This window comes from Flavobacterium glucosi (assembly GCF_048286535.1).
Taxonomy (GTDB): domain Bacteria; phylum Bacteroidota; class Bacteroidia; order Flavobacteriales; family Flavobacteriaceae; genus Flavobacterium.
On sequence record NZ_JBLVPK010000001.1, the window covers coordinates 494,843 to 517,816 of the forward strand.

Consider the following 22,974-nt stretch of genomic DNA (forward strand, 5'->3'; position numbering starts at 1 on the left):
CCTTTTGATGCACTTTTTTTGGGCGTTTGCCGTGCTATTCGCTATATCTTTCCTTGCTTAAAGGAAGCAAGTAAAGGATGCCGCTTTTATCACGAACGCAAAATTTTGTAAACGAGAATATTTTTATAACAAAATACTATCTTTGTAATAATATTTACAACAAATCACAATCTTAAATTCAAAATAAAATGCGCTACGCAGAAAATATATTAGGTACAATAGGCAATACACCATTAGTAAAGCTGAATAGAGTAACTGCGGAAGTAGATGCGTTGGTACTTGCTAAGGTAGAGACTTTCAACCCAGGAAATTCTGTAAAGGATAGAATGGCAGTAAAAATGATTGAAGATGCCGAAGCTGATGGAAGATTAAAACCAGGAGGTACTATTATAGAAGGAACTTCAGGAAATACTGGAATGGGATTGGCATTAGTAGCGATCATTAAAGGATACAAACTGATTTGTGTGATTTCAGATAAACAGTCTAAAGAAAAAATGGATATTCTTCGTGCAGTTGGCGCTAAAGTAGTAGTTTGTCCTACGGATGTCGAGCCGACTGATCCACGGTCGTATTATTCAGTTTCTAGACGATTAGCGGAGGAAACACCTAACTCTTGGTATGTGAATCAATACGATAATCCTTCAAATGCTATTGCGCATTACGAACAAACGGGTCCTGAAATTTGGGAGCAAACTGGCGGTAAAATCACTCATTTTGTAGTTGGTGTAGGGACTGGCGGAACTATTTCTGGTGTGGCTAAATATTTGAAAGAGAAAAATCCAAACATTAAAATTTGGGGAATTGATACGTATGGTTCTGTATTTAAAAAATACCACGAAACAGGAATTTTTGACGAAAATGAAATCTATTCGTACATCACAGAAGGAATTGGAGAAGATATTCTTCCCAAAAATGTTGATTTCTCTTTGATTGACGGATTTACAAAAGTGACGGATAAAGACGCAGCGGTTTATACCCGTAAAATTGCACTTGAAGAAGGAATATTTGTTGGTAATTCTGCTGGTGCAGCGATAAAAGGATTGTTACAACTCAAAGAACATTTCAAACCTGAAGATGTTGTTGTGGTTCTTTTTCATGATTCAGGAAGCCGCTATGTAGGTAAAATGTTCAATGATGACTGGATGCGAGAACGTGGTTTTCTGGACGAAGAAATTACAAAAGCCGAGGATGTTATTAAGGATCATATCGATAAACCATTGATTGTTGTTCGTACCGAAGAATTGGTTTCGCATGCTATCGAAAGGATGCGTAAATATAAGATATCCCAGATTCCGGTAATTGACGTCACAGGTTTTGTAGGTTCCGTCGATGAATCCGATTTGTTCCAAAGTTATGTTGCCGATAAAGATGTGGCTGATAAACCGATTAAAGAAGTTATGGGAAAACCATTTCCAATAGTAAAATTTGGAACTTCAATAGAAGAAGTTTCTCGATTGTTTACTAAAGAAAATGAAGCCGTTTTGATTGAATTGGAAAATGGAAGTCATCATATTATTACCAAATATGATATCATTGGATCTATAAAGTAAAATTTTATAATTCAAAACATTAAAATTTTTAAAGCCATGAATTTGACGCATTTTTTTTCGTTAAATTTGTGGCTTTTTAGATTTAAAACAAACCTGTAATATGACTTTTACTGCCATAGATTTTGAAACCGCAACTGCATTCCATCCGTGTTCTGTAGGTATTGTTACTGTAGAAAACGGAATTATTGTAGATGAGTTTGTTAGTTTAATTAAACCGCCTAATAATTTATATTCTCCCTTTACAATTCAAGTTCATGGGATATATCCACGAGATACGGTGAATGCAAAATCATTTGCACAAGTGTATCCTGAAATTCAAAAACGACTACAAAATAGAGTGGTCGTAGCTCATAATGAGAGTTTTGATAGAAATGTCCTTGCGAAATCAATGGCGCTTTATGGTTTAGATTATGCGGATTTGAATATTGCATCGCGTTGGGAATGCACGGTAAAAATCTACAAAGCCAGAGGATTAAAACCAACAAAATTAAGTGATTGTTGCCGAGAAATGAACATAGCTTTAAATCACCATGAAGCATTATCTGATGCTCGTGCTTGTGCCAAATTATATATGTTGAAATAAATTTCTTTCATTTTAGTTTTTTTCTTATTTTAGAAGTCTGTTATCTCCAAGTATATACTCTATTATCTAAAAAAAATGAAAGAAGATTTTCTCCATTACCTCTGGAAATTCAAGAAGTTTGATATTCTGAATTTAAAAACGGTTAGCAAAGAGGAAGTCACAATTGTCAATGTGGGCCAATATCTTGAATTAGCAGGTCCTGATTTTTTTAATGCTCAAATAGTTATTGGTACTCAAAAATGGGCTGGAAATGTTGAAATTCATCTTAAATCTTCCGATTGGTATGTGCATCATCACGAAAAAGATGTGGGGTATGAAAATGTTATTTTGCATGTAGTTTGGGAACACGATGGTGCAGTTTTTAGAGGTGACAATTCTGAAATTCCAGTCTTAGAATTAAAAAAATACGTTGAAAAAGAGACTGTTGTAAATTATCAGACCTTAATGGCTCCAAAATCATGGATTTTTTGCGAAAAACAGCTAAAAGATATTGATGAGTTTGTGCTGCAAAACTGGCAAGAGCGTTTGTTTTTTGAACGTTTGGAAAGAAAATCTCAACCTATATTTGATTTATTGGAACAAACCAATCAAGATTGGGAAGGAGTTTTGTTCTGTTTGTTAGCTAAAAATTTTGGGTTAAATACAAACGGTGAAATATTTTATAAAATGGCGCAGTCTGTTTCTTTTTCAATAATTAGAAAAGAAAGTTTTGAAGTGGAGAACCTTGAAGCTTTGATTTTTGGAGCGTCGGGATTATTGGATTCAGAAAAAGAAGATAATTATTTTAAAGATTTAAAATTTAGGTATTTCTACTTGTTGCATAAATATCAGATAGAGAAAATTGGTATGGAACCAGTCCAGTTTTTCAAGCATCGTCCTGATAATTTTCCAACAATACGACTTTCGCAATTAGCTAATTTATACCACAGTCAGCACAATTTGTTTTCGAAAATAAGTAGCTTAAATTCATTGAAAAGTACTTATGAATTGTTTCAAATTACGGCTTCGGAGTATTGGCAAACCCATTATCAGTTTGATAAAGTAAGCCCGAAGAAAAACAAGGGGCTTTCTAAATCTTTTATTGATTTGATTGTTATAAACACTATAATTCCCATTCAATTTGCTTTTGCAAAAAGTCAAGGAAAAGAAATATCAGAGGATTTAATTAGTTTGTTAAATGAAGTTGCCCCTGAGAAAAATGCCATTATAGAAAAATTCACTTCTTTTGGAATACAATCAAAAACTGCTTTTATAACACAGTCTTTGTTGCAACTTAAGAATGCGTATTGTAATAAAAGTAAGTGCTTAGAATGTGCTGTAGGGATGGAATTGTTGAAAAAAAATTAATTCAGTTATTTTTGATTTTTTAACTAGGCATGCTCTAATGTTGTAAATTTGTTATTTCAAATAAACGAATAATCAGTTCAACAAATATGATGAAAAGATGTCAGTAGTAATTCAACTTAAGTTTTTTTTCGAGAAACACGGTTTTCACGTTTCATCTCGTTTAGCTGATACTTTAGGAATGCGCGCCAGTAGTGTGCGACTTTTTTTTATCTATTTGTCTTTTGCTACCGCTGGATTGTGGTTTGCGGTATATCTCACGTTAGCTTTTTGGATGCGTTTGAAGGATTTAATTCGTGCTAAACGTACCTCGGTTTTTGATTTGTAAAATGATGTAAATAAGAAAAGGGATTATAAAGTATTGAAGCACTTTATAATCCCTTTTTTATTTGTAATGAAATTTTATTTGTCTGGATTGTTTAATTTGCTTTTTTTCTTTCCGTAGGCAAAATATATAACAACTCCAATAATCATCCAAATTGCAAGTCTTTCCCAACTTTCAATCGGTAAGCCAGCCATCAAGATTAGACAGATGATAACTCCTAGAATAGGAAATACTGGTACAAATGGTACTCTAAAACCTCTCACTGCATCGGGATTAGTTTTTCTCATTACAACAACTCCAATACATACAAGAGCAAACGCAAATAATGTTCCTATACTTACCATGTGACCTAGGTCTGACACAGGAACAAATCCTGCAAATATACTAACAAAAACCATGAAAAGTAGGTTTGTTTTGTATGGTGTTCTATTTGTTGCATGTAATGTACTGAAAAATTTAGGTAATAATCCATCAATACTCATACTGTAGAATACCCTACTTTGCCCCATCAACATCACTAACATCACAGAGGTATATCCTGCAATAATCGCAATTGTTAATGCTGAGTTTAAGAATGTGTAACCTGTCTTAGCAAATGCTGTAGTTACAGGGCTTGCGTCACCTTTAAAGTTAAGGTAGTTTTCTAAACCAGTTAAAACAAAAGCAAAAAGAACATATAAAACGGTACAAATTATCAGCGACCCTAATATACCAATTGGCATACCTTTCTGTGGATCTTTTGCCTCTTGTGCAGCTGTAGAAACAGCGTCAAATCCTATAAATGCAAAAAACACAACTCCTGCACCCCTTAGAATGCCACTCCAACCATAATGACCAAAGTAATCGCTACTAAAGAAATTTAAAAATGTCATTTTTCCTGAACTCAAAAGAGCTTCACCTTCATTTACAGGAATAAATGGAGTGTGATTCGCTCCATCAATAAAACCCCATCCTATACCAATGAATACAATAACAACAGTTACTTTTAGGATAACCAAAATATTATTTAATAAAGCAGATTCTTTTGTACCTCTAATTAATAGTAGAGAGAGGGCAGAAATAATTAATATGGCGGGTAAATTAATGAATCCAGGTTTCTCATCCCATGGTCCATGGAGTATCTCTTGGGGAATATGGAGTCCATAATTGCCGAGGAATTTATCTACGTATTGAGACCAGCTCACTGCTACTGTTGCGGCTCCAAGAGCATACTCAAGAACTAAATCCCATCCAATAATCCACGCAACAAATTCTCCCATTGTGGCATAAGAGTATGTGTAGGCGCTTCCTGCTACTGGGATCATAGATGCAAATTCAGCGTAGCACAATCCAGCAAAGGCACAACCTACCCCTGCTAAGATGAAAGATAGAGTTACTGCAGGTCCTGCATTATCTGCGGCTGCGATTCCTGTTAAAGAAAATAATCCTGCTCCAATAATTGCTCCAACTCCAAGTGCTACTAATGAACGTGAAGACAAAGTCCTTTTTAATCCTTTTTCAGATTCTGATGCTTCATTTAGCAGTACCGATAATGGTTTAGTTTTCCAAATTGACATGGGTTATATGGTTTTGTTTGTTATTAAGCTCCAAATGTATAGTTTTTTATAAAAAATAAAAACAATAATTGAATTTTAAGTTATAAAAAAAGTAATTTAACTGTCTTTATTTGGGGTTTAGTCTGAGAAAAACTTTTTTTGAATCTAGTTGTACTGTATGTTACTTAGTTTTTGAAATAAGTTTTAACTCTTTCGAATATTTTTCATTAGAAAGTGATAGGTCTTGATTTAATTTATAAATTTAGAAATCTTAATTTACTCTACTAATTCTTGATTATAAATGAATTTTAAACTAGTGCGAACATTTTTCAATTTTACTCGAGAGCAACGCACGGGTATTTTTGTGTTGTTCGCAATAATAATTCTTTTACAAATGATTTATTTTTTTGCTGACTTTAGTTTTGAAGCAAAAGAATATCCTGATAAACAAAAATGGCTTTCTCTTCAGTCCAAAGTTGACTCTATGAAAACTGATAATTCGAAAGCTTTCCCTAAAATATATCCTTTCAATCCTAATTTTATAACGGATTATAAAGGATACAAGTTAGGAATGTCAGTGGAGGAAATCGATCGTTTGTTGGTTTTTAGAAAAGAAAATAAATACGTTAATTCCTCAAAGGAGTTTCAAAACATAACCAAAATTTCGGATTCATTGTTAAATGCGATAGCTCCGTATTTTAAATTTCCGGATTGGGTAAATAATAAGAAAGAGTATAAAGAATTTAAAAAATATCCAAATCAGGCTTTCGCCAAAAAAGAAAAAATTGTTTTAATTGATATCAATCAGGCAACAAAGGAAGATTTAATAAGAATTTATGGAATAGGGGAGGCTATTTCTTTACGAATTTTAAAACAAAAAGAAAACTTAGGAGGGTTTGTTTCCATGGAGCAAATGAAAGATGTTTGGGGATTGTCTCCTGAAGTTATGGAGAATTTAAACACTCATTTTAAAGTTTTGGTGCTTCCAAATTTTAAGAAAATAGATATTAATAATGCTTCTTTAAAAGAACTTTCCCAGTTTTATTATTTTAGATATGCATTGGCAAAAGAAATTGTCACTTATCGAAGCATGAAAGGAAATATTAACAACATTGAGGATTTAACAAAAATTAAGGGATTTCCTGTTGATAAAGCAAAAATAATTGACTTATATTTGGACTTTTAAAATAAAACACTATTACAATGAACTTTGACTACAACGAAACGCAAGCTATGATTGCGCAATCTATAAGAGATTTTGCTGAAAAAGAAATTCGACCAAACATAATGGAGTGGGATGAAGCGCAAACATTTCCTGTGCCATTATTTAAAAAATTAGGCGAAATGGGTTTTATGGGGGTTTTAGTGCCAGAAGAACTTGGAGGTTCTGGATTAGGATACCATGAGTACATTACTATTGTAGAAGAAATATCAAAAGTAGATCCATCCATAGGATTGTCTGTTGCGGCACATAATTCTTTATGTACCAATCATATTTTGACTTTTGGAAACGAAGAACAAAAGAAAAGATGGATTCCTAAACTAGCCACTGCGGAGCATATAGGTGCTTGGGGTTTGACGGAGCATAATACCGGATCAGATGCAGGCGGCATGAATACCACTGCAAAAAAAGAGGGAGATTTCTGGATTGTAAATGGAGCTAAGAATTTCATTACCCATGCTATTTCTGGAGATATCGCTGTGGTAATTGTTCGTACGGGTGAAAAAGGAGATTCGAAAGGAATGACTGCTTTTGTATTTGAAAAAGGAATGCAGGGTTTTACTTCTGGAAAAAAAGAAAATAAATTAGGCATGCGTGCCAGTGAAACTGCTGAATTAATTTTTGATAATTGTCGTATTCCTGATGCAAACAGATTAGGGGAAGTAGGACAAGGTTTTATTCAAGCGATGAAAATCTTGGATGGAGGAAGAATATCCATTGGAGCATTATCGTTAGGAATTGCCAAAGGAGCGTATGAAGCAGCGTTGAAATATTCAAAAGAAAGGCATCAGTTTGGGCAACCCATTTGTGAGTTTCAAGGAATTTCATTCAAGTTAGCCGATATGGCAACTGAGATTGAAGCTTCGGAACTGTTGTTGCACAAAGCGGCTTTCTTAAAGCAACAACACAGGCCGGTTACCACGATGGGCGCTATGGCTAAAATGTATTCTTCTGAAGTTTGTGTGAAAGTAGCGAATGAAGCAGTGCAAATTCACGGTGGTTATGGATATATTAAAGATTATCCGGTAGAGAAATTCTACAGAGATTCTAAATTATGTACCATTGGAGAAGGGACTACTGAAATTCAAAAAATAGTGATTTCCAGAAATTTGTTGAAAGGATAGTTTTTGAAAATTGAATATAGTATAAATAGTCAAGATGTATTCAATTGCAGCTTGGCTCTTTTTTTGCGTGAAGGATGGAAGCGGAAAGCCCGGAATGCAATGAGGACTTGCAACGGACAGCCTGACGGCGGATTGAGATGTGTTTTGTGAATGGTAAAAGTGGTATCCGCTGGCACGCCCAAAAATAATCCATAATTCATGACTCGTAATTCAAAATAATGTTTACTTTTGCACACTTAAAGAAAGGGGGTGTCTATATTATGTTAATTATACCAATTAAAGACGGAGAAAATATCGATAGAGCGTTAAAACGCTACAAAAGAAAATTTGATAAAACAGGAACTGTTCGTCAATTAAGAGCACGTACTGCTTTTATTAAGCCTTCAGTTACCAATAGAATCAAAATTCAAAAAGCGGCTTATATCCAAAATATGAGAGATAACTTAGAGAGTTAGTCAATATCTATTAGAATAAAATGCCGTTAGTCATTAAAAGTTTTATAACTTTGATGCTAACGGTTTTTTTATGGCTATTAATAAAGATGCATTTCGGGATTATCTGCAGTTGGAGAAAAAATATTCTTCACATACCGTTACGGCGTATTGCAATGATATTACTTCTTTCGAATCATTCAATGCGATTCATTTTGATCAAGAGAATATAGAACAAGTCAATTATAGTCAAATTAGAACTTGGATTGTGTCTCTTGTTGATAATGATATTTCAAACACCTCGGTTAATAGAAAAATTGCTTCCTTAAAAGCATTTTATAAATTTCTATTAAAAACAAAGCAAATAGAAGTAAGTCCGTTGTTGAAGCACAAAGCGTTAAAAACACCTAAGATATTACAAATTCCGTTTTCTGAAAAAGAACTTGAGGATGCATTGAGTCATGTGCAAAATCCAGTGGGTTTTGAGGAAATAAGAAATAAACTTATAGTCGATTTGTTTTATACTACAGGGATGAGAAGGGCGGAATTGATACTTTTAAAAACAGCGAATGTTGATTTGTCCGGCGGTACAATCAAGGTGTTGGGAAAGCGAAATAAAGAGCGGATCCTTCCTGTTTTGCCAATAATAAAAAAGCAGCTCATTTTGTACTTAGAAGAACGAGTGTGTTTATTGTCTATTGAGGATTGTGATTATTTTTTTCTAACAAAAAAAGGGTTAAAATTAAATGATTCCTTTGTGTATCGATTAATAAATTCTTACTTTAGTGGTATATCTGAAAAAGTAAAAAAGAGCCCCCATATATTGAGACATACTTTTGCAACGCATTTGTTAAATAATGGAGCGGATTTAAATTCTGTCAAAGAATTATTGGGTCATTCTAGTCTGGCATCGACGCAAATATATACGCACAGTAGTTTGTCAGAATTAAAAAGTGTGTATAAAGAGGCGCATCCACGAGGCAGGAAGTAGTTTTGAGAAATGTTTAACTATTAAAAAAAAATGATTATGATGGTAAGTGTTCATGCGGTTAACTTTGCTGTTGACAAAAAGCTAGTGGATTTTGTTCAAGAAAGAATGGACAAATTGGAAAAGTATTATGACAAAGTAGTATCAGCAGATGTTTTTTTGAAGGTTGAAAAGACAAGTGATAAAGAAAATAAAATTGCGGAGATAAAGATCAATGTTCCTGGAGATGATTTTTTGGTAAAAAAGCAATGCAAAACTTTTGAAGAGGCGGTAGAGCTTTCAGCAGAATCCTTAGAGAGAATGTTGGTAAAAAGGAAAGAAAAAATAAGTTCACACATTTAATATGAATTTTTTTTAAAAAATGTTTTGATTGAGAGATAAAATCTCTACATTTGCAGTCCGTTAGAAATAGCGGACTTTTTTTATTGATTCGCCAGCGTAGCTCAGTTGGCTAGAGCAGCTGATTTGTAATCAGCAGGTCGTGGGTTCGAGTCCCTCCGCCGGCTCAAGACTGTAAAGGTTTGACGATAGAAAAAGTAGGGGAGATACTCAAGCGGCCAACGAGGGCAGACTGTAAATCTGCTGTGTGAACTTCGCAGGTTCGAATCCTGCTCTCCCCACTAGGATGAATTTTAGATTGTGAATTTCAGATTTTAGATTTGAAGAGTCTAAAATTAGAAGTCTATCCTGATAGAGCTATCGGGGCTAAAATCAAGGGTTTTGCCGACTTAGCTCAGAGGTAGAGTGCTTCCTTGGTAAGGAAGAGGTCACGGGTTCAATTCCCGTAGTTGGCTCAAGTTAGTAAGAAATTGAAATAAATATATAAACTAGATTAAAAATTAAGTAAAATGGCAAAAGAAACCTTTAACCGTAACAAGCCCCACTTAAACATTGGTACAATTGGGCACGTGGATCACGGAAAAACTACATTAACTGCAGCAATCACAAAAGTGTTATCTGATGCAGGTTACTGTCAAGCAAAATCATTTGATCAAATTGATAATGCTCCTGAAGAAAAAGAAAGAGGTATTACAATTAATACATCTCACGTTGAGTACGAAACTGCTAATCGTCATTACGCACACGTTGACTGTCCAGGTCACGCGGATTACGTAAAGAACATGGTTACTGGTGCTGCTCAAATGGACGGTGCTATCCTTGTTGTAGCCGCTACAGACGGACCAATGCCACAAACACGTGAGCATATCCTTTTAGGTCGCCAAGTAGGTATTCCTAGAATGGTAGTATTCATGAATAAAGTGGATATGGTTGATGATGAGGAACTATTGGAACTTGTTGAAATGGAAATTAGAGACTTATTGTCTTTCTATGAATATGATGGAGACAATTGTCCAGTTATTCAAGGGTCTGCTCTTGGAGGATTGAATAATGATCCAGCTTGGGTACCAAAAATCATTGAATTAATGGCTGCTTGTGATTCATGGATTGAAGAACCAATTCGTGATACGGCAAAACCATTTTTGATGCCGGTTGAAGATGTATTTACAATTACTGGTCGTGGAACTGTTGCTACAGGTCGTATCGAAACTGGTATTGCTAATACAGGGGATGCTGTTGAAATCATTGGAATGGGAGCTGAAAAATTGACTTCTACTATTACAGGAGTTGAGATGTTCCGTAAAATCCTTGATAGAGGTGAAGCAGGAGATAACGTAGGTTTATTGTTGCGTGGTGTTGATAAAGAATCTATCAAAAGAGGAATGGTTATCATTAAGCCGGGTTCGGTTAAACCACATGCTACTTTTAAAGCAGAGGTTTATATCTTGAAAAAAGAAGAAGGTGGTCGTCATACACCATTTCATAATAACTACCGTCCACAGTTCTATGTACGTACAACTGACGTAACAGGAGTTATTACTTTACCAGAAGGTGTAGAGATGGTAATGCCAGGAGATAACTTAACTATTAATGTTGCTTTGTTGAGCCCAATCGCAATGAGCGTTGGTTTACGTTTCGCTATCCGTGAAGGTGGTAGAACAGTAGGTGCTGGTCAAGTAACTGAAATTGTAGGATAGTCTACTAAGATAAATTCAAAAAATAGTGTCGTTTAACGATGACGCTATTTTTTATTCTACGGGCGTAGTTCAAGGGTAGAATAGCGGTCTCCAAAACCGTTGATGGGGGTTCGAATCCCTCCGCCCGTGCAAAAAATAAATCATAATGACAAAAGTTGTTAATTACATATCAGAAGCATTTGAGGAATTAAAGTCAAATGTAACTTGGCCAGCTTGGCCTGAGGTGCAACGTCTAACGATTGTTGTTGCTGTTTTTTCAGTATTATTCGCTTTGGCAACTTGGGGAGTAGATGAAATTTTCGCAAAAGCTTTGGCTGGATTTTTTAACTGGATAAAAGCATAATTTTTTTTGTTATGGCAGATAATAATATTAAGAAGTGGTATGTCGTTAGAGCGGTAAGTGGGCAAGAAAATAAAGTGAAAGCTTATATTGAAACCGAAATCGCGCGACTAGGAATGGGAGATTATGTTTCGCAAGTTTTAGTGCCTACTGAAAAAGTAGTTACAGTAAAAGAGGGAAAAAAAATAATCAAAGACAAAGTTTATTTTCCTGGTTATGTTATGATTGAAGCTAATCTTATTGGAGAGATACCTCATATTATTAAGTCTATAACAAGTGTTATTGGTTTTTTAGGTGAAATCAAAGGTGGAGAACCTGTCCCATTGAGAATTTCTGAAGTTAACAGAATGTTAGGTAAAGTAGATGAGTTGGCTGTGAATACAGATACTCGTTCTATTCCTTTCAATATTGGTGAGACTATTAAGGTTGTTGATGGACCTTTCAATGGTTTTAACGGTACGGTTGAAAAAATTAATGAAGAAAAACGTAAGCTGGAGGTGATGGTTAAGATTTTCGGAAGAAAAACACCGTTGGAATTGAGTTTTATGCAAGTTGAAAAAGTATAATTTTTTGTTACATCTATAATATCCATTACAATCGCTTCCAATGATTGTAGTGTTAAATTTTTTAAAAAATGGCTAAAGAAATTAGTAAGGTAGTTAAACTACAAGTTAAGGGAGGTGCTGCGAACCCGTCGCCACCGGTTGGACCTGCTTTAGGAGCTGCTGGGGTAAACATCATGGAATTCTGTAAGCAATTTAATGCTAGAACTCAAGATAAACCCGGCAAAATATGCCCAGTACAAATTACTGTGTATAAAGACAAATCATTTGATTTTGTTGTAAAAACTCCTCCGGCGGCAGTCCAGTTATTGGAAGCTGCAAAGCTAAAGTCAGGATCTGGTGAACCAAATCGTAAAAAAGTAGCTAGCGTTACTTGGGATGTTATCAAAGCAATTGCTGAAGATAAAATGGTAGATTTAAATGCATTCACAATCAATTCTGCTATGAGTATGATTGCTGGAACAGCTAGATCTATGGGTATAACTGTATCAGGAGATTCTCCTTTTTAATTAAGAGAAAGACATGGCAAAATTGACAAAAAAGCAAAAAGAGGCTGCTTCAAAAATTGAAAAGAACAAATTATACTCTTTAAAAGATGCAGCTGCATTGATAAAAGTAATTGCTTCTGCAAAATTTGATGAGTCTGTTGATATCGCAGTTCGATTGGGTGTAGATCCAAGAAAAGCGAATCAAATGGTTAGAGGTGTGGTAACATTACCTCATGGAACTGGTAAAGATGTTAAAGTATTAGCATTAGTTACTCCAGATAAAGAGGCGGAAGCTTTGGCAGCTGGTGCTGACTATGTAGGTCTTGACGATTACTTACAAAAAATTAAAGACGGTTGGACAGATGTTGATGTAATTATCACTATGCCTTCTGTTATGGGTAAATTAGGTCCATTAGGTCGTATTTTAGGACCTAGAGGTTTAATGCCTAACCCTAAAACAGGTACTGTAACTATGGATGTTGCAAAAGCTGTTCAAGAGGTAAAAGCTGGTAAAATTGACTTTAAAGTTGATAAAACTGGTATAGTGCATGCAGGAATTGGTAAAGTTTCTTTTGGAATGGAACAAATTGTTGACAATGCTCACGAAATTATTCAAACATTAATCAAACTTAAACCAACTGCGGCTAAAGGGACTTACATTAAAAGTATTTACCTAACTAGCACTATGAGTCCTGCAATTGCTTTGGACCCTAAAGCAGTATAATTGGTAGTTAAAAATTTTTAGTATGACTAGAGAAGAAAAATCAATCGCGATTGAAGTTTTAACTGCACAGTTAGCTGGTACAAACATTGTTTATGTATCTGATATTTCTGGAATGAATGCAGAAGCAACTTCAAGCTTGAGAAGAGCTTGCTTTAAAGCAGGTATAAAATTAGAAGTTGTTAAAAATACTTTGCTTGCAAAAGCAATGGAAGCTTCAGCTAATGATTATGGGGAATTGCCTTCAGTTTTGACAGGTAATAGTGCTATATTCATTTCTGAGATAGCAAACGCTCCTGGTAAAATAATCAAAGATTTCAGAAAAAAATCAGCTAAACCTGTATTAAAGGGAGCTTATATTAATGCTGAAGTTTATATTGGAGACGATCAATTAGATGCATTAGCAACTATTAAATCTAAAGAAGAGCTTATCGGCGAACTTATTGGATTATTGCAGTCACCAGCACAAAGAGTCATTTCAGCTCTTCAAAACCAATTTGCAAAAAGCGAAGAGGTTACAGAAGAAGTGGAAGCATAATAAAACCGACTCTAGGGTCTTGGCTTTATTTTAATTAGCGCACAATAAATAAATTATATTTTACAAATCATTTTAAAACGATAGAAAAAATGGCAGATTTGAAACAATTCGCAGAACAATTAGTTAACCTAACGGTAAAAGAAGTTAACGAATTAGCAACAATATTAAAAGATGAGTACGGAATCGAACCAGCTGCTGCAGCTGTAGTAGTTTCAGGTGGTGGTGAAGCTGCTGCTGAAGAAGTTCAAACGGAATTTACAGTTGTATTAAAAGAAGCTGGTTCTTCTAAATTAGCAGTTGTAAAATTAGTTAAAGAACTTACAGGTTTAGGTTTGAAAGAAGCTAAAGATGTAGTTGATAGCGCTCCAAGTAACGTTAAAGAAGGTGTAACTAAAGAAGAGGCTGAAGGTCTTAAAAAATCTTTAGAAGAAGCTGGAGCTGTTGTTGAGCTTAAATAGTTAAACTCGGTTTTGAGAATTAGGTTTAGGTCTTGGATGCACATCCAAAGACCTAAACCATTTTTCGTATAACAAAAGTCTACCTTGTATAATTACAGAATAGTCTTTAAAAACAAATTCATTTTACCCATTACGAGGAAAAAAAATTAACAGATAATAAGAAAGTAGTTATCTTAAATTGGTTTTTAAAGATGTAATGGTTGTAAAAGAAAAGTATAAATAGATCAATATTTGTACACAAAAATTACTTTTTTAATCAAAATTTTGTCCATTGATGATAACAAATCAGACTGAAAGATTGAATTTTGCCTCAACAAAAAATATTCCTGATTATCCAGATTTTCTAGATGTTCAGGTTAAATCGTTTAAAGATTTTTTTCAATTAGAAACTAAATCTGACGAAAGAGGCGACGAAGGGCTTTACAATACCTTCATGGAAAACTTCCCAATTACTGATACAAGAAATAACTTTGTATTGGAATTTCTTGATTATTTTGTAGATCCACCACGTTATACAATTCAAGAATGTATAGAAAGAGGTCTTACTTATAGTGTGCCTTTAAAAGCAAGGTTAAAACTATACTGTACAGATCCAGAACATGAAGATTTTGAAACTATTGTTCAAGACGTTTATCTTGGTACAATTCCTTATATGACACCAAGCGGTACCTTTGTTATTAATGGTGCTGAGCGTGTAGTTGTTTCTCAATTGCATAGATCTCCTGGTGTTTTCTTTGGTCAATCATTCCATGCAAATGGAACAAAATTATATTCTGCGAGAGTTATTCCTTTTAAAGGTTCTTGGATAGAATTTTCTACAGATATTAACAGCGTAATGTATGCTTATATCGACAGAAAGAAAAAATTACCAGTTACCACTCTTTTTAGAGCAATTGGTTTTGAAAGAGATAAAGATATTCTAGAAATTTTTGATCTTGCTGAAGAAATTAAAGTTTCTAAAACAGGACTTAAAAAATATATTGGTAGAAAATTAGCTGCCCGTGTATTGAATACATGGCATGAAGATTTCGTAGATGAAGATACTGGTGAAGTAGTTTCTATCGAACGTAACGAAATAATCCTTGACAGAGATACTATTATCGACAAAGATAATGTGGAAGAAATCATTGATTCTAACGTTAAATCTATTTTGTTGCATAAAGAAGATGCGAATCAAGGTGATTATGCAATCATTCACAATACGCTACAAAAAGATCCAACAAACTCTGAAAAAGAGGCTGTTGAGCACATCTACAGACAACTGCGTAACGCTGAACCGCCTGATGAAGAAACGGCTCGTGGGATCATTGATAAATTATTTTTCTCTGATCAACGTTACAACTTAGGTGAAGTAGGTCGTTACAGAATAAATAAAAAATTAGGGTTGGATACTCCAATGGAAAAGCAAGTCTTGACCAAAGAAGATATCATAACTATCGTGAAATATTTGATCGAATTGATCAACTCTAAAGCAGAGATTGATGATATTGATCACTTATCAAACCGTCGTGTTAGAACAGTTGGAGAACAATTGTCTCAACAATTCGGTGTTGGTTTAGCGCGTATGGCGAGAACTATTCGTGAGAGAATGAACGTTAGAGATAACGAGGTGTTTACACCAATAGATTTGATTAATGCTAAAACATTATCCTCTGTTATCAACTCTTTCTTTGGAACAAACCAGTTGTCTCAGTTTATGGATCAAACGAATCCACTTGCCGAGATTACGCACAAGAGAAGATTATCTGCACTAGGACCAGGTGGACTTTCGAGAGAAAGAGCAGGTTTTGAGGTACGTGACGTTCACTATACGCATTACGGACGTTTATGTCCAATTGAAACTCCTGAGGGACCAAACATTGGTTTGATTTCATCTCTTGGTGTTTATGCTAAAGTAAACGGAATGGGTTTCATCGAAACACCGTACCGTAAAGTAACTAATGGAACTGTAGATTTAGTGTCTACTCCAGTGTACTTGAGCGCAGAAGAAGAAGAAGGAATGATGATTGCTCAGGCAAATATTCAAATGGATGCTACAGGAAAAATTACTGCCGAAGACGTAATTGCACGTCAAGAAGGTGATTTCCCAGTAATTGAACCAACAAAAGTTGATTACACTGATGTAGCTCCAAATCAAATTGCTTCTATCTCTGCTTCTTTAATTCCTTTCTTAGAACATGATGATGCGAATAGAGCCTTGATGGGATCTAACATGATGCGTCAGGCCGTACCATTAATTCGTCCTGAAGCTCCAATTGTTGGAACTGGTTTAGAGCGTCAAGTTGCTTCTGATTCTAGAGTTTTAATTAACGCTGAAGGAGATGGAGTTATTGAATATGTAGATGCAAATATCATCACTATCAAATACGACCGTTCTGAGGAAGAAAGAATGGTAAGTTTTGAGCCAGATGAAAAAACATACAATCTAATTAAATTTAGAAAAACCAATCAAGGTACAAGTATCAATCTAAAACCTATCGTAAGAAAAGGGGATAGAGTGGTTCCTGGACAAGTATTATCTGAAGGATATGCGACTCAAAATGGTGAATTAGCTTTAGGTAGAAACCTAAAAGTTGCATTTATGCCATGGAAAGGGTACAACTTCGAGGATGCGATTGTAATTTCTGAAAAAGTAGTTCGTGACGATATTTTTACCTCTATTCACGTTGATGATTATTCATTAGAAGTTAGAGATACTAAATTAGGTAACGAAGAATTAACGAACGACATACCGAACGTTTCTGAGGAAGCTACTAAAGATTTAGATGAAAATGGTATGATTAGAATTGGAGCCGAGGTTAAGCCTGGTGACATTCTTATCGGAAAAATTACTCCAAAAGGGGAATCAGATCCTACTCCGGAAGAGAAATTGCTTCGTGCAATCTTCGGGGATAAAGCAGGTGATGTAAAAGATGCTTCATTAAAAGCGTCTCCTTCTTTACATGGTGTTGTTTTAGACAAAAAATTGTTCGCAAGAGCAGTAAAAGATAAACGTAAACGTACGCAGGATAAAGATGCTCTAGGAGCACTTGAAATGGAGTTTGAAGTTAAATTTGTTGAATTAAAAGACAAATTAGTGGAAAAACTTTTCTTGATCGTAAACGGAAAAACATCTCAAGGTGTAATGAATGATTTGGGTGAAGAAGTTTTACCAAAAGGTAAAAAATACACGCAAAAAATGCTTTATGCTGTTGAAGATTTTGCTCACTTAAGTAAAGGTCAATGGGTTGCTGATGATGCAACTAATAAAATGGTTAATGATTTAATTCATAACTATAAAATTAAATTGAACGATTTACAAGGGGCTTTACGTAGAGAGAAATTCACTATCACTGTTGGAGATGAATTGCCAGCAGGAATCTTGAAATTAGCGAAAGTATATATTGCCAAAAAACGTAAACTGAAAGTTGGGGATAAAATGGCTGGACGTCACGGTAACAAGGGTATTGTTGCTCGTATCGTTCGTCATGAAGATATGCCTTTCCTTGAAGACGGAACGCCAGTTGATATCGTGTTGAACCCATTAGGTGTACCTTCACGTATGAACATTGGTCAAATTTATGAAACGGTTCTTGGTTGGGCGGGACAAAACTTGGGTAGAAAATTTGCTACACCAATTTTTGATGGAGCAACTCTTGATCAAATCAATGAATTGACTGACGAAGCTGGAATACCACGTTTTGGACATACACATTTATATGATGGTGGTACAGGAGAGCGTTTCCATCAAGCGGCAACAGTAGGAGTTATCTACATGTTGAAACTTGGGCACATGGTTGACGATAAAATGCACGCACGTTCTATAGGTCCATACTCGCTGATTACACAACAACCACTAGGAGGTAAAGCTCAATTTGGAGGTCAACGTTTTGGAGAGATGGAGGTTTGGGCACTTGAAGCTTATGGAGCATCAAGTACACTTAGAGAAATCTTGACTGTGAAGTCTGATGATGTTATCGGTAGAGCTAAAACTTACGAAGCAATCGTTAAAGGTGAATCTATGCCAGAACCAGGATTGCCGGAATCATTCAATGTATTAATGCATGAATTGAAAGGTCTTGGACTTGACATTCGTTTAGAAGAATAGAAGTTTAGTATTCAGTGTTCAGTATTTAGTAACCAGTGATAAACTGAACACTAAATTCTGAATACTGAACACTTTTTTAAAAGAGTTTTTAGGATTTATACCCGTAACCCGTTCCGATTTTTTATGAAAAGCTTATAGGTTTTTATAAATAGCACTTCAAAATTTTTATTGAAGTTTAGAGAAGTAATTCGAGGTAGTGTTTAAGTCAAAAGTTTGAAAGTCTAAAGTCAAAAGTCATCCGTGGCTTTAAAACTTTATGACATTTGACTTTAAGACTAAAATAAAATTAATTTTTTAATTGCAAATAAATCAATAGTAAAAACTATGATGAATAATAGAAATAATAACAATAAAGATAAAAACCCTGTAAAAAGGTTTAATAAAATCTCCATAGGACTTGCTTCTCCTGAATCGATCTTGAAAGAGTCAAGAGGTGAAGTATTGAAACCTGAAACTATCAACTATAGAACGCACAAACCCGAGCGTGATGGTCTTTTCTGTGAACGTATTTTTGGACCAGTAAAAGATTTTGAATGTGCTTGTGGTAAGTATAAAAGAATACGTTACAAAGGAATTATCTGTGACCGTTGTGGTGTAGAAGTTACTGAGAAAAAAGTACGTAGAGACAGAGTTGGTCACATCAATCTTGTTGTGCCAATTGCTCATATCTGGTATTTCCGTTCTCTTCCAAACAAAATCGGTTATATCCTTGGTCTTCCATCTAAGAAATTAGATATGATAATTTACTACGAAAGATACGTAGTAATCCAAGCAGGTATTGCTAAAAATGCAGAAGGGGAATCTGTACAAAGATTAGACTTTTTGACAGAAGAAGAATATTTAAATATTTTAGATACGCTTCCTGCTGACAATCAGTACCTTGATGATTTTGATCCAAATAAATTTGTTGCCAAAATGGGAGCAGAGTGTATTATGGATTTATTGGCAAGAATTGATTTAGATCAATTGTCTTATCAATTGAGACATAATGCTAACAATGAAACGTCTAAACAACGTAAAACTGAAGCATTAAAAAGATTGCAAGTTGTTGAATCTTTCCGTGAGTCTAACTTGAACCGTGAGAACCGTCCGGAATGGATGATCATGAAAGTGGTACCCGTTATTCCACCAGAATTACGTCCGCTTGTGCCACTTGATGGAGGTCGTTTTGCAACTTCAGATTTAAATGACTTATACCGTCGTGTAATTATACGTAACAACCGTTTGAAAAGATTAATGGAGATTAAAGCTCCAGAAGTTATCTTAAGAAACGAAAAACGTATGTTGCAGGAATCTGTAGATTCACTTTTCGATAATACTCGTAAAGCATCTGCAGTAAAAACAGAGTCAAACAGACCATTAAAATCATTATCTGATTCCCTTAAAGGTAAACAAGGACGTTTCCGTCAAAATTTACTTGGAAAACGTGTGGATTATTCTGCTCGTTCGGTAATTGTTGTTGGACCTGAATTGAAATTATCTGAATGTGGTATCCCTAAAGATATGGCAGCTGAATTATACAAACCTTTCGTTATCCGTAAATTGATAGAAAGAGGAATTGTAAAAACGGTTAAATCAGCTAAGAAAATAATAGATAAGAAAGAGCCTGTAGTTTGGGATATCCTTGAAAATGTAATCAAAGGTCACCCAATATTACTGAATCGTGCTCCTACTTTGCACAGATTAGGTATCCAAGCATTCCAACCAAAATTAATTGAAGGAAAAGCAATCCAATTGCACCCTTTAGTGTGTACTGCATTTAATGCGGATTTTGATGGGGATCAAATGGCAGTTCACTTGCCATTAGGACCAGAAGCTATTTTGGAAGCACAACTATTAATGTTGGGTTCTCACAATATTCTGAATCCTGCAAATGGTGCTCCAATCACGGTACCTTCTCAGGATATGGTTTTGGGTCTATACTATATGACCAAAGAACGTTTATCGACTCCTGAGCTTAAAATTTTAGGAGAAGGAATCACTTTTTATTCTGCTGAAGAAGTAAATATTGCTTTGAATGAAGGTAGATTAGAATTGAATGCTTCTGTGAAAATTAGAGCAAAACATTTTAATGAAGCTGGTGACTTAGTTTACCAAATCATTAAAACTACTGCTGGTCGTGTATTATTTAATGAAGTAGTACCGGAAGCAGCTGGATATATCAATGATGTATTGACTAAGAAAAACCTTAGAGATATTATCGGACACGTTTTGAGCTCTACTGATGTACCTACAACAGCAGCGTTCTTAGATAATATGAAAGATATGGGTTACAAATTTGCCTTCAAAGGTGGATTGTCATTCTCTCTTGGTGATATTAGAATTCCAGATCAAAAACCTAAATTAATTGCAGACGCCAGAGAACAAGTTCAAGGTATTTCTGTTAATTATAATATGGGTCTTATTACTAATAACGAACGTTACAACCAAGTTATTGATGTATGGACTTCAGCAAATGCTCAATTGACAGAGTTAGCAATGAAAAACATTAGAGAAGACCAACAAGGTTTCAACTCAGTGTATATGATGCTTGATTCTGGAGCAAGGGGTTCCAAAGAACAAATTCGTCAGTTAACCGGTATGCGTGGTTTGATGGCTAAGCCAAAAAAATCTACTGCTGGTGGTGGTGAAATTATTGAAAACCCAATTCTTTCTAACTTTAAAGAAGGGCTGTCTATCCTTGAGTACTTTATCTCTACTCACGGTGCGCGTAAAGGTCTTGCGGATACTGCATTGAAAACTGCCGATGCAGGATATTTAACAAGAAGACTGCATGATGTATCTCAAGATGTTATTGTTAACATCGAAGATTGTGGTACACTTAGAGGTGTTGAAGTATCAGCATTGAAAAAGAATGAGGAAATAGTTGAAACTTTAGGAGAAAGAATTTTAGGACGTGTTGTTTTACAAGACGTAATTAATCCTTTAAATAATGAAGTTTTAATTCAAGCTGGACAACAAATCACTGAAGTTATAATGAAAGCAATTGACGCTTCTCCAATCGAGAAAGTAGAAGTGCGTTCACCATTAACCTGTGAAGCGTTAAAAGGTATTTGTGCAAAATGTTACGGTAGAAATTTAGCTACTGGTAAAATGACACAAAGAGGTGAAGCAGTTGGTGTAATTGCAGCACAATCTATTGGAGAGCCTGGTACACAGTTGACATTACGTACCTTCCACGTTGGAGGTGTTGCGGGAGGTATATCCGAAGAATCAAGCATCGTTACGAAATTTAATGGTAAACTTGAAATCGAAGATTTAAAAACTGTTAAAGGAGAAGATAGCGAAGGTAATGCAGTTGATATTGTTGTATCTCGTTCTACTGAATTGAAATTAATTGACGAAACAACAGGTATCTTATTGAGTACAAATAATATTCCTTACGGTTCTAGTATTTTCGTTAAAGACGGTCAATCTGTTGCTAAAGGAGATGTAATCTGTAAATGGGATCCATATAACGGAGTTATCGTTTCGGAGTTTACCGGTAAAATTGCTTACGAAGATTTAGAGCAAGGTCAATCGTTCATGGTTGAAATTGATGAGCAAACTGGTTTCCAAGAAAAAGTAATTTCTGAATCTAGAGCTAAAAAATTAATTCCAACTTTATTGGTTTACGGTAAAGACAATGAATTGATTCGTTCGTATAACTTACCAGTTGGAGCCCACTTGATGGTTGAAAACGGGGAGAAAATTAAAGCAGGTAAAGTATTGGTGAAAATTCCACGTCGTTCTTCTAAATCAGGAGATATTACAGGAGGTTTACCTAGAATTACAGAGTTGTTAGAAGCTCGTAATCCTTCAAACCCAGCTGTTGTTTCTGAAATTGATGGTGTTGTTTCTTTTGGGAAAATCAAAAGAGGTAACCGTGAGATTGTTATCGAATCTAAATTTGGTGACGTTAGAAAATACTTGGTTAAATTATCAAGCCAAATTCTAGTTCAAGAAAATGACTTCGTAAGAGCAGGTGTGCCTTTATCTGATGGTGCAATTACTCCGGATGATATTTTAAGAATCCAAGGACCAGCAGCTGTTCAACAGTATTTGGTGAATGAAATTCAAGAAGTATACCGTTTACAAGGGGTAAAAATCAATGACAAACACTTTGAAGTAGTAATACGTCAAATGATGCGTAAAGTAAGAGTACAAGATCCAGGTGATACTTTATTCTTAGAAGATCAATTGATTCACACTAAAGACTTTATCGTTCAAAATGATAAATTATATGGTATGAAAGTAGTTGAAGATGCTGGAGATTCTAGTGCTTTAAAAGAAGGACAAATTATTACGCCTCGTGAGTTGCGTGATGAAAACTCTTTATTGAAACGTACTGATAAAAATCTTGTTGTAGCTCGTGATGTTGTTACTGCAACTGCAACACCAGTTTTACAAGGTATTACAAGAGCATCGCTTCAAACTAAATCGTTCATTTCTGCTGCCTCTTTCCAAGAAACTACTAAAGTATTGAACGAAGCTGCTGTTGCAGGTAAAATCGATTACTTAGAAGGATTGAAAGAGAATGTAATTGTAGGACATAGAATCCCAGCCGGAACAGGTATGAGAGAATATGATCATACAATTGTAGGTTCAAAAGAAGATTATAACGATATGATGGCTAACAAAGAAGAATATATTTATTAAAAT

At 35.0% G+C, this 22,974-nt stretch carries 19 protein-coding genes and 4 tRNA genes; 22 read left to right on the top strand and 1 reads right to left on the bottom strand.

The features are described from left to right. Nucleotides 1–188: 188 nt before the first annotated feature. The 4 genes from ACNQGD_RS02355 to ACNQGD_RS02370 all read left to right on the top strand — a co-directional run bounded on the left by ACNQGD_RS02355 (nucleotide 189) and on the right by ACNQGD_RS02370 (nucleotide 3,805). Nucleotides 189–1,550, top strand: a complete 1,362-nt coding sequence (locus tag ACNQGD_RS02355; RefSeq protein ID WP_417992568.1) for a pyridoxal-phosphate dependent enzyme — start codon at nucleotides 189–191, stop codon at nucleotides 1,548–1,550. Nucleotides 1,551–1,650: 100 nt separating this feature from the next. Then, on the top strand, nucleotides 1,651–2,133 hold the full coding sequence (locus tag ACNQGD_RS02360) for a 3'-5' exonuclease (protein ID WP_417997661.1): 483 nt from the start codon (nucleotides 1,651–1,653) through the stop codon (nucleotides 2,131–2,133). Nucleotides 2,134–2,208: 75 nt separating this feature from the next. Beyond that, the gene (locus ACNQGD_RS02365; RefSeq protein ID WP_417998168.1) at nucleotides 2,209–3,480 is read left to right on the top strand and encodes a DUF2851 family protein; all 1,272 of its coding nucleotides are present in this window, start codon (nucleotides 2,209–2,211) and stop codon (nucleotides 3,478–3,480) included. Nucleotides 3,481–3,577: 97 nt separating this feature from the next. Further along, complete coding sequence (locus ACNQGD_RS02370; protein WP_417992571.1) at nucleotides 3,578–3,805, top strand: PspC domain-containing protein; 228 nt, start codon at nucleotides 3,578–3,580, stop codon at nucleotides 3,803–3,805. A gap of 74 nt (nucleotides 3,806–3,879) precedes the next feature. Here ACNQGD_RS02370 and ACNQGD_RS02375 read toward each other — a convergent pair whose 3' ends face one another. Beyond that, a complete protein-coding gene (locus tag ACNQGD_RS02375) occupies nucleotides 3,880–5,358 on the bottom strand; it encodes an amino acid permease (RefSeq protein WP_417992572.1) in 1,479 nt (492 codons plus the stop codon). Nucleotides 5,359–5,731: 373 nt separating this feature from the next. On the opposite strand from ACNQGD_RS02375, the gene ACNQGD_RS02380 reads away from it, so the two are divergent. The 18 genes from ACNQGD_RS02380 (at nucleotide 5,732) to rpoC (ending at nucleotide 22,971) form a co-directional block, all read left to right on the top strand. Further along, nucleotides 5,732–6,523 (top strand): ComEA family DNA-binding protein, encoded by a 792-nt coding sequence (locus ACNQGD_RS02380; RefSeq protein ID WP_417998169.1) that lies wholly within the window; start codon nucleotides 5,732–5,734, stop codon nucleotides 6,521–6,523. A 17-nt stretch (nucleotides 6,524–6,540) separates the two neighbouring features. Beyond that, a complete protein-coding gene (locus ACNQGD_RS02385; protein ID WP_417997664.1) occupies nucleotides 6,541–7,683 on the top strand; it encodes an acyl-CoA dehydrogenase family protein in 1,143 nt (380 codons plus the stop codon). 260 nt (nucleotides 7,684–7,943) lie between these two features. After that, entirely contained in the window at nucleotides 7,944–8,138 is a 195-nt protein-coding gene (rpsU, locus tag ACNQGD_RS02390; RefSeq protein ID WP_035670421.1) for a 30S ribosomal protein S21, read from the top strand. Between the two features lie 70 nt (nucleotides 8,139–8,208). Beyond that, nucleotides 8,209–9,105: a tyrosine-type recombinase/integrase gene (locus ACNQGD_RS02395; RefSeq protein ID WP_417998170.1), complete on the top strand. Its 897-nt coding sequence runs from the start codon at nucleotides 8,209–8,211 to the stop codon at nucleotides 9,103–9,105. 36 nt (nucleotides 9,106–9,141) lie between these two features. Further along, complete coding sequence (gene hpf, locus ACNQGD_RS02400) at nucleotides 9,142–9,444, top strand: ribosome hibernation-promoting factor, HPF/YfiA family (RefSeq protein ID WP_417992576.1); 303 nt, start codon at nucleotides 9,142–9,144, stop codon at nucleotides 9,442–9,444. Between the two features lie 90 nt (nucleotides 9,445–9,534). Then, nucleotides 9,535–9,608: transfer RNA gene (locus ACNQGD_RS02405), tRNA-Thr, on the top strand. A 33-nt stretch (nucleotides 9,609–9,641) separates the two neighbouring features. After that, nucleotides 9,642–9,722: transfer RNA gene (locus ACNQGD_RS02410), tRNA-Tyr, on the top strand. Nucleotides 9,723–9,824: 102 nt separating this feature from the next. Beyond that, nucleotides 9,825–9,896: transfer RNA gene (locus tag ACNQGD_RS02415), tRNA-Thr, on the top strand. Nucleotides 9,897–9,950: 54 nt separating this feature from the next. After that, nucleotides 9,951–11,138 (top strand): elongation factor Tu, encoded by a 1,188-nt coding sequence (tuf, locus tag ACNQGD_RS02420; protein WP_131992146.1) that lies wholly within the window; start codon nucleotides 9,951–9,953, stop codon nucleotides 11,136–11,138. Nucleotides 11,139–11,196: 58 nt separating this feature from the next. Continuing rightward, nucleotides 11,197–11,267, top strand: a tRNA-Trp gene (locus tag ACNQGD_RS02425). Between the two features lie 16 nt (nucleotides 11,268–11,283). Next, nucleotides 11,284–11,481, top strand: a complete 198-nt coding sequence (gene secE / locus ACNQGD_RS02430) for a preprotein translocase subunit SecE (protein ID WP_066082297.1) — start codon at nucleotides 11,284–11,286, stop codon at nucleotides 11,479–11,481. 11 nt (nucleotides 11,482–11,492) lie between these two features. Continuing rightward, on the top strand, nucleotides 11,493–12,044 hold the full coding sequence (gene nusG, locus ACNQGD_RS02435) for a transcription termination/antitermination protein NusG (RefSeq protein WP_126455879.1): 552 nt from the start codon (nucleotides 11,493–11,495) through the stop codon (nucleotides 12,042–12,044). Nucleotides 12,045–12,112: 68 nt separating this feature from the next. After that, nucleotides 12,113–12,550 carry a 50S ribosomal protein L11 gene (gene rplK, locus ACNQGD_RS02440; protein ID WP_417997666.1) on the top strand — a complete coding sequence of 146 codons (438 nt, stop codon included), beginning with the start codon at nucleotides 12,113–12,115 and terminating at the stop codon, nucleotides 12,548–12,550. Nucleotides 12,551–12,563: 13 nt separating this feature from the next. Further along, nucleotides 12,564–13,253 carry a 50S ribosomal protein L1 gene (gene rplA / locus ACNQGD_RS02445; protein WP_416844033.1) on the top strand — a complete coding sequence of 230 codons (690 nt, stop codon included), beginning with the start codon at nucleotides 12,564–12,566 and terminating at the stop codon, nucleotides 13,251–13,253. A 22-nt stretch (nucleotides 13,254–13,275) separates the two neighbouring features. Next, a complete protein-coding gene (rplJ, locus tag ACNQGD_RS02450; RefSeq protein ID WP_417998171.1) occupies nucleotides 13,276–13,788 on the top strand; it encodes a 50S ribosomal protein L10 in 513 nt (170 codons plus the stop codon). Between the two features lie 89 nt (nucleotides 13,789–13,877). After that, nucleotides 13,878–14,246 (top strand): 50S ribosomal protein L7/L12, encoded by a 369-nt coding sequence (rplL, locus tag ACNQGD_RS02455; protein WP_417992579.1) that lies wholly within the window; start codon nucleotides 13,878–13,880, stop codon nucleotides 14,244–14,246. 274 nt (nucleotides 14,247–14,520) lie between these two features. After that, nucleotides 14,521–18,333, top strand: a complete 3,813-nt coding sequence (gene rpoB / locus ACNQGD_RS02460; protein ID WP_282710498.1) for a DNA-directed RNA polymerase subunit beta — start codon at nucleotides 14,521–14,523, stop codon at nucleotides 18,331–18,333. Between the two features lie 324 nt (nucleotides 18,334–18,657). Further along, nucleotides 18,658–22,971 carry a DNA-directed RNA polymerase subunit beta' gene (gene rpoC / locus ACNQGD_RS02465; RefSeq protein ID WP_417992580.1) on the top strand — a complete coding sequence of 1,438 codons (4,314 nt, stop codon included), beginning with the start codon at nucleotides 18,658–18,660 and terminating at the stop codon, nucleotides 22,969–22,971. Nucleotides 22,972–22,974: the final 3 nt, after the last annotated feature.

Bases quoted from the DNA above. Each gene is read 5' to 3' on its own strand.
- rplL (WP_417992579.1), top strand. From the start codon at position 13,878: ATGGCAGATTTGAAACAATTCGCAGAACAATTAGTTAACCTAACGGTA.
- rpoB (WP_282710498.1), top strand. From the start codon at position 14,521: ATGATAACAAATCAGACTGAAAGATTGAATTTTGCCTCAACAAAAAAT.
- ACNQGD_RS02395 (WP_417998170.1), top strand. From the start codon at position 8,209: ATGGCTATTAATAAAGATGCATTTCGGGATTATCTGCAGTTGGAGAAA.
- nusG (WP_126455879.1), top strand. From the start codon at position 11,493: ATGGCAGATAATAATATTAAGAAGTGGTATGTCGTTAGAGCGGTAAGT.
- rplA (WP_416844033.1), top strand. From the start codon at position 12,564: ATGGCAAAATTGACAAAAAAGCAAAAAGAGGCTGCTTCAAAAATTGAA.
- ACNQGD_RS02380 (WP_417998169.1), top strand. From the start codon at position 5,732: ATGATTTATTTTTTTGCTGACTTTAGTTTTGAAGCAAAAGAATATCCT.
- ACNQGD_RS02385 (WP_417997664.1), top strand. From the start codon at position 6,541: ATGAACTTTGACTACAACGAAACGCAAGCTATGATTGCGCAATCTATA.
- ACNQGD_RS02370 (WP_417992571.1), top strand. From the start codon at position 3,578: ATGTCAGTAGTAATTCAACTTAAGTTTTTTTTCGAGAAACACGGTTTT.
- rpsU (WP_035670421.1), top strand. From the start codon at position 7,944: ATGTTAATTATACCAATTAAAGACGGAGAAAATATCGATAGAGCGTTA.
- ACNQGD_RS02360 (WP_417997661.1), top strand. From the start codon at position 1,651: ATGACTTTTACTGCCATAGATTTTGAAACCGCAACTGCATTCCATCCG.
- secE (WP_066082297.1), top strand. From the start codon at position 11,284: ATGACAAAAGTTGTTAATTACATATCAGAAGCATTTGAGGAATTAAAG.
- tuf (WP_131992146.1), top strand. From the start codon at position 9,951: ATGGCAAAAGAAACCTTTAACCGTAACAAGCCCCACTTAAACATTGGT.
- ACNQGD_RS02375 (WP_417992572.1), bottom strand. From the start codon at position 5,358: ATGTCAATTTGGAAAACTAAACCATTATCGGTACTGCTAAATGAAGCA.
- ACNQGD_RS02355 (WP_417992568.1), top strand. From the start codon at position 189: ATGCGCTACGCAGAAAATATATTAGGTACAATAGGCAATACACCATTA.
- rpoC (WP_417992580.1), top strand. From the start codon at position 18,658: ATGATGAATAATAGAAATAATAACAATAAAGATAAAAACCCTGTAAAA.
- rplK (WP_417997666.1), top strand. From the start codon at position 12,113: ATGGCTAAAGAAATTAGTAAGGTAGTTAAACTACAAGTTAAGGGAGGT.
- hpf (WP_417992576.1), top strand. From the start codon at position 9,142: ATGATGGTAAGTGTTCATGCGGTTAACTTTGCTGTTGACAAAAAGCTA.
- rplJ (WP_417998171.1), top strand. From the start codon at position 13,276: ATGACTAGAGAAGAAAAATCAATCGCGATTGAAGTTTTAACTGCACAG.
- ACNQGD_RS02365 (WP_417998168.1), top strand. From the start codon at position 2,209: ATGAAAGAAGATTTTCTCCATTACCTCTGGAAATTCAAGAAGTTTGAT.